Genomic DNA, 6,090 nt, shown 5'->3' with positions numbered 1-6,090 from the left:
GCCCGCGGACAGGCGGACGGCATCCTGCACGTCACCGGCCGCGACGTGGACGAAGCCGAATACGCCCTCTCCTTCCACGCCGCCTCCGGCGCCTGGCAACTCCTCGACGGCCCCGCCACCGACCACACCATCGGCGACACCCGCGCCGCGATCCTGCGGCACGTCCGCGCCCACCCCGGCGCCCGGCCCAAGGACATCGCCGATGCGCTCCCCCAAGTAGACGCGGACACTGTTCGGCGCACTTGCTCGCGCATGGCCGCTGACGGCCAGCTCACCAAGGACGGTGGCGGCCGGTACTACCCGGACACAGGCAGCCGGACGCAGGCCACACAAGAGGTGTCCGAGCTGTCCCACTGTCCGACTACCCCATCTGAGCTGGACGAACGTCCCGAACAGCCGGAATTGGAGCTGTCCCACCTGTCCGACTCTCGTGAGAGGAGCGCGCGGTGACGACAGCCGTGCGAAAGCCCCGTGACGAGAAGCTGACGCTTGCCGAGGTCTGCGAGGAGCTGAAGGTCACGCGCTCCACCTTTTACGACTGGCGTGCGAAGGGCCGCGCCCCGAGGTGTATCAAGCTCCCGAACGGCGACCTCAGGATCCGTCGGAGCGACCTGGACAACTGGCTTGACGACCACGAGGACGCTGCTTGATGGACACCACGTACGACGTCCGGGTCTACAAGATTCTGACGTACAAGGGAAAGCGCAGGACCACGTACACCGTCCGTTGGGAGGTGGAGGGCAAGAGGTATCGCGAGCCGTTCGTGACCTTTGCTCTCGCCGACGCCTTCCGGTCCGAACTCATCAGCTCCACTCGTCGCGGCGAGGCGTTCAGTATCGCCACCGGGCGCCCGGTCTCGCATCGCTCAAAGGCCGCGTCCATGAGCTGGTACGACTTCGCGATCCAGCACATGGATGCCAGATGGCCGCGGCTCGCGGGCAACAGCCGCAAGAACGTGGCCAAGACCCTCATGACGACGACCGTCGCCCTACTCCGCACCCAGCCCACTCAGTTCCGACCCATCGACGTCCGCACAGCGCTCCGAGAGTGGGCGTTCAACGCCAACCGCAGGGCGGACGCTCCGCCCGACGTGGTGGCCATCCTGAAATGGGTTGAGCGCAACTCGCTCACGATGGCGTCCTGGGAAGACCCGGAGAAGGTCGAGGCGGTACTGACCGCCATCGACACGAAGCTGAACGGCGCCCCTACGGCCGCATGGTCGCAGAAGCGCAGCCGCCGCATCCTGAACGTCGCGATGAAGTACGCGATGCAACGCAACATCCTGCGGACCAACCCACTGCCAAAGGGGAGAGGCACGGCTCCAAAGACCTCCACCGCAGTGGACAAGCGCTGCCTGCTCAATCCCAGCCAGGCCGCTGCCCTGCTTGGGTGGGTCCGCCGACGGCCCCGTGGTGGACCACGTCTGCACGCATTCTTCGCGACGCTGTACTACGCGGGGCCCCGCCCTGAAGAGGCAGTGGCCATGCGCGTGAGGGACGTCACCCTCCCGGACGCAGATGCCGAGGAGCAGTGGGGCGAGCTGTTGCTCCACACCGCTCAGCCCGAGGTGGGCAAGCAGTGGACGGACACCGGCGAGGTTCACGAAGAGCGTCATCTCAAGGGCAGAGCGCAAGGCGACACGCGCATAGTGCCGTGCCACCCTGCACTGACCCGGGTTCTCCGCGAGCACATCGAAGCCGAGAAGCTGAAGCCCGGCGACCGGCTGTTCCAGGCCGAGAACGGCGGCATCCTCGCAGGCTCGGTGATCCGGCGCGCTTGGGGTGGGGCCCGCAAGGCGTCACTGTCCGCCGACGACTACGAGTCGCCCACCGGCAAGCGGGTGTACGACCTGCGTCACACCTGTTTGACGACGTGGCTCAACAGCGGCATCCCCCCGGCACAGGTGGCGGAGTGGGCGGGCAACAGCGTGGCGATCCTGCTGGCGATCTACGCCCGGTGTGTCTCGGGACAGCTCAAGGACTACCAAGCGCGCGTCGAGGGGGTACAGGACCTCTCAGCGCTCTACCCGGAAGCCTGAGACGGCCTCCCAGAACTTCGACACGTATTCGACACAGCCACCCGCAGAGATCCGGTGACAGCCGGACAGCGCCGGACCTCCCCGTGATCATTCGGGGGCGGTCCGGCGCTGCTGCGTTGGTGAGTGGAGGGTGCCTGACCAGCCAAAAGGCCCTCCCCGAGGGAGGGCCGACGGGAGTGCCCCCGGCAGGACTCGAACCTGCGGCCAAGCGCTTAGAAGGCGCCTGCTCTATCCACTGAGCTACGGGGGCTGGACTGCGGCCGCGATTGCCATCTGCCCCCGGCGTCACGGCGGTGCCGACCGTGCGGGCCGTTGGGCTGGCTGGCGCGGCGGTTCCGTGACCTTGCCGGGGACAAGGATAAGGGTCTGCGGCCCTCGTACCGGCTGCTTCACCTCCGTGACACGATGTGGAGGTTCCGTGAAGCGGTCTGATAATCGCAGGCAAGAGCGAAATGTGCATCGCTTTTGGCGCACTCCGTGATGGGCGTTGTGCAGTCGTTATGCCTGGGGGACCGGGGTCTGGTTCCCCCGCGCGGGTCGAATGGCCGCCGAAAGGGACGGATCGGCCTTTTGGAGCTTTGATAACCCCCTGAACAAGGGCATTCTTCACGAGTGGCGATCTTGGAAGTAGGGCCCGAGCTGCTCAAGGCGCTGGCCGCACTGCGCGACCGCGTGGACGCCGCGTGCTTTCCACTCGCTGTGCCAGGGGCCGCGCGGGCCCGGCGGGCCCGGCAGGACCTCCTCGACCAGCTCGACGACTACCTCCTGCCAAGGCTACGCATGCCCGACGCCCCCCTGCTCGCCGTCGTCGGCGGGTCGACCGGCGCAGGCAAGTCCACCCTGGTCAACTCGCTCGTCGGCAAGGAGGTCTCCCCGGCCGGGTTCCTGCGCCCCACCACCCGCACCCCCGTCCTGGTGTGCCACCCCGACGACCTGGACTGGTTCGGGGACCGGCGCGTCCTGCCGAAACTGGCGCGAGGCGAGACGCTGCGCCTGGTCGGGAGCCTCGCGCTGCCCCCCGGCCTCGCCCTCCTCGACGCGCCCGACATCGACTCCCTCGAGACCCGGGGCCGCGAACTCGCCGCCGAGCTCGTCTGCGCCGCCGACATCTGGATCTTCGTCACCAGCGCCTCCCGTTACGCCGACGCCGTGCCCTGGAACCTCCTGCGGACGGCCCGGGAGTACAACGTCACGCTGGTCACGGTGCTGGACCGGGTGCCGCACCGCGTTGCCGACGAGCTCTCCGAGCACTACGGGAACATGCTCGCCAGGGCAGGGCTCCGCGGCGTGCCCCGCTTCACCGTCCCCGAGCTGCCCGAGTCCGTCGGCCATGGCGGCCTGCTGCCCAGGAGCGCCGTCGCCGGGCTGCGGGAGTGGCTGCGGGAGCACGCCCAGGACCGCTGGGTCAGAGCGAACGCGACGGTGCGGACGGCGAGCGGGGTACTCGACTCGTTGCGCGCCCGCATCCCCGAACTCGCCTCGGCCTCGGCGACGCAGCACGCCGCCGCGCTGCGTCTGTCGGCGTGTGTGGACGAGGCCTACGCCCGGGCACGGCGCGAGATCGGCCATGCGCTGGACAGCGGCGCGCTCATCAGCGGGGAAGCCCTTGCCCGCTGGTCCGAGTACACCGCCACCGGCGAGCGCGGGGGACTGTGGGAAGCGTTCGGCAGCGGGCTGGCGGCGCTGCTGCGCTCGTCGTTGGACGAGGCCGCCGGACGTGCCGCCGAGGGCTGGGCGCGTGATCCGGCCGGTGCCGCTCTCGCCGAGGAGGCCGAGAACTGCACTGGCGACTACGCCGAGGACTACGCCGAGGACTGCGCCGAGGTCCATGACGGGGGCTTCGACGACTCCGACACCGTCCATGGCCGGGCGGAGGCGGTTGTCGGGGGATGGCAGGACCGGCTGGTCGAGCTCGCCGGGAGCCGGGCGGCCGCGGAGAGGCTGGCCGCCGCCGTTCTCAAGGCTCCGGGTGCGGAGGCGACCGGGCCGGTCGAGGCCGCCGCCGACGACCTGCGTACGCGCATCGGGGGACTGGTGCGCGGCGGGAGCGAGCGGCGGTTGGCGCTGCTCGACGACTTGGACGTGACCCCTGACCAGCAGGTGGAGCTGATCGCCGCGCTGTCCGTCGTGGAGAAGGAGAGGTGAGGCAGTGGTCGCGATCCAGCAACGGCTCAACGCCTTCGAGGACCTGATCAAGCTGTCGGGCAAGCGCGTGGACGAAGGGGCGCTGGGCGAGGCGCGTCGGTTGCTGGACCGGGTCGGCGAGCGCCGCCGCCTGTCCCTCGACCACACGGTGGTGGCGCTGGCCGGGGCGACGGGGAGCGGCAAGTCGTCGCTGTTCAACGCCATCTGCGGCCTCGACCTGTCCATGGTCGGAGCCCGCCGCCCGACCACGAGCGCACCGGTCGCCTGTGTCTGGGACCCCCGGGCGGCGGGCGATCTGCTCGACCGGCTGGGGGTGCCGCAGCGGCTGAGGTTCGCCCGGCGCAGCGTGCTCGACACGGGCAGGCTCTCGGTGGAGGCGGAGCTGGCGGGGCTGATCCTTCTCGATCTGCCGGACCACGACTCCGTCGATCCGCGCCACCGGGCCGAGGTGGACCGGCTGGTCGAGCTCGTCGACGTCGTGGTGTGGGTGCTGGACCCCGAGAAGTACGCGGACGCCGCCGTGCACGAACGCTATCTGCGGCCGATGGCGGGCCATGCCGACGTGATGCTGGTGGTGCTCAACCAGATGGACCGGCTGCCCGAGGACGCGGTCCCCCAGTGCACCGACGATTTGCGCAGGCTGCTCGACGAGGACGGCCTGGCGGTGGGCGAGCACGGCGAGGCCGGGACCCAGGTGCTGGCGACCTCGGCTCTGACGGGGGAAGGGGTCGAGGAACTGCGGGAGACGCTGGGGCAGGTGGTGCGCGAACGCGGCGCGGCGAACAGGCGTATCCGCGCGGATCTGGACCGTGCGGCCTCGATGCTGCGGCCGGTGTACGTGGGGCACGGGGCGGCCGGGCTCGGCGAGGAGGCCGGGGAACGGTTTCTGCAACGGCTCGGGGAGGCGGTCGGAGCCCGGGCGGCCGGGCAGGCGGCTAGGCGCGGCTACCTGCGGCAGGCCGAGGACACGTGCGCGACGCCCTTCAGCAGATATGGAGGGCGGTTGGTGCGAGGGCTCGGCGACGAGCCGCACCCCTGCGACCGGTCGGCCGCTCAACGGGCGGCGGGCCGACCGTCGGCCGGGCACCTTGCGGCCGAGCAACGGGCGGTGGGTCCGCGGGCGGTGGGCCGACCGTCGATGGCGCAGCGTGCCGTCGTGGACGAGGCGGTGCGTGACCTGGTCGAGGAGGTGACGGTGGGGTTGCCCGCGCCATGGGCGGCCGCGGTGCGGCGGACCGCGGAACGCGGCGGCGGTGAGCTCGGCCATGAGCTCGACAGGGCGGTGGCGGGGGGTGGTGCGGCCGCGCAGCGAAGCGCCGGGCCGTGGTGGTGGCGAGCCGTCCAGGTGGGGCAGTGGCTGCTGGCGATGGCCGCGGTGGTGGGGGCGGCCGGGTTCCTGGCGGACGTCGGGGGGTTGTGGAACTGGTCCTCCTGGCTGTCCGGCGTGCTGCTCGCGGGCGGAGTGGCGGGCGGGACCGGGCTGGCGCGGCTGTGCGCGGACGCCGCTGGCGAACCCGCGCGGGCTCACGGCGACGAGGTGGAACGACGGCTGAGGGAGGCCGCGGAGGACCGCGGCCGGGCGCTGGTGCTGGCACCGATCGAGGAGGAACTCGGCCGGTACCGGCAGGTGCGTGAGCGGTACGGAGCGGCTGCCGAGGACTGACCGGACGCGAGGACCGACCCCATTGCTGAGGCTGATCGGACGCGAGAACCGATCGGACGCGAGAACCGATCGGACGCGAGAACTGATCGGACGCGAGGACGGCCCCGGACGCTGAGGACTGATCGGACGCTGAGGCGGGCTGTGCTTGTCACTCGTCCGGGTGGTCGAGTTGTCCACAACTCGCCAGTAATCCACAGATTCCCTCCCACTTCCCACGGAACACCTTGATTGCGGGACGCTGTCC

Annotated in this window: 4 protein-coding genes, 1 tRNA gene and 1 pseudogene; 5 read left to right on the top strand and 1 reads right to left on the bottom strand. The window is 70.6% G+C overall.

The genetic code is table 11. The features are described from left to right. The 3 genes and pseudogenes from IEY86_RS02245 to IEY86_RS02235 form a co-directional block, all read left to right on the top strand. Window positions 1–450: pseudogene (locus IEY86_RS02245) on the top strand (DNA repair protein RadA); the annotation flags it as partial. Continuing rightward, window positions 447–650 (top strand): helix-turn-helix transcriptional regulator, encoded by a 204-nt coding sequence (locus IEY86_RS02240; protein WP_189129701.1) that lies wholly within the window; start codon window positions 447–449, stop codon window positions 648–650. The pseudogene IEY86_RS02245 and the gene IEY86_RS02240, both read left to right, overlap by 4 nt. Continuing rightward, window positions 650–2,038: a tyrosine-type recombinase/integrase gene (locus IEY86_RS02235; RefSeq protein WP_189129700.1), complete on the top strand. Its 1,389-nt coding sequence runs from the start codon at window positions 650–652 to the stop codon at window positions 2,036–2,038. The genes IEY86_RS02240 and IEY86_RS02235 overlap by 1 nt, the downstream gene beginning before the upstream one ends. Window positions 2,039–2,215: 177 nt before the next feature. Here the strand turns inward: IEY86_RS02235 and IEY86_RS02230 are convergent. Further along, window positions 2,216–2,288, bottom strand: a tRNA-Arg gene (locus IEY86_RS02230). 371 nt (window positions 2,289–2,659) lie between these two features. On the opposite strand from IEY86_RS02230, the gene IEY86_RS02225 reads away from it, so the two are divergent. Then, window positions 2,660–4,183: a dynamin family protein gene (locus IEY86_RS02225; RefSeq protein ID WP_189129759.1), complete on the top strand. Its 1,524-nt coding sequence runs from the start codon at window positions 2,660–2,662 to the stop codon at window positions 4,181–4,183. Window positions 4,184–4,187: 4 nt separating this feature from the next. Continuing rightward, window positions 4,188–5,846, top strand: a complete 1,659-nt coding sequence (locus IEY86_RS02220; protein WP_229698083.1) for a GTPase — start codon at window positions 4,188–4,190, stop codon at window positions 5,844–5,846. Window positions 5,847–6,090: the final 244 nt, after the last annotated feature.

This window comes from Wenjunlia tyrosinilytica, from assembly GCF_014646055.1.
Lineage (GTDB): Bacteria > Actinomycetota > Actinomycetes > Streptomycetales > Streptomycetaceae > Wenjunlia > Wenjunlia tyrosinilytica.
Note: the sequence above shows the minus strand (reverse complement) of the source record. Positions and strands in the feature narration are given on the sequence as shown.

Bases quoted from the DNA above. Each gene is read 5' to 3' on its own strand.
- IEY86_RS02235 (WP_189129700.1), top strand. From the start codon at position 650: ATGGACACCACGTACGACGTCCGGGTCTACAAGATTCTGACGTACAAG.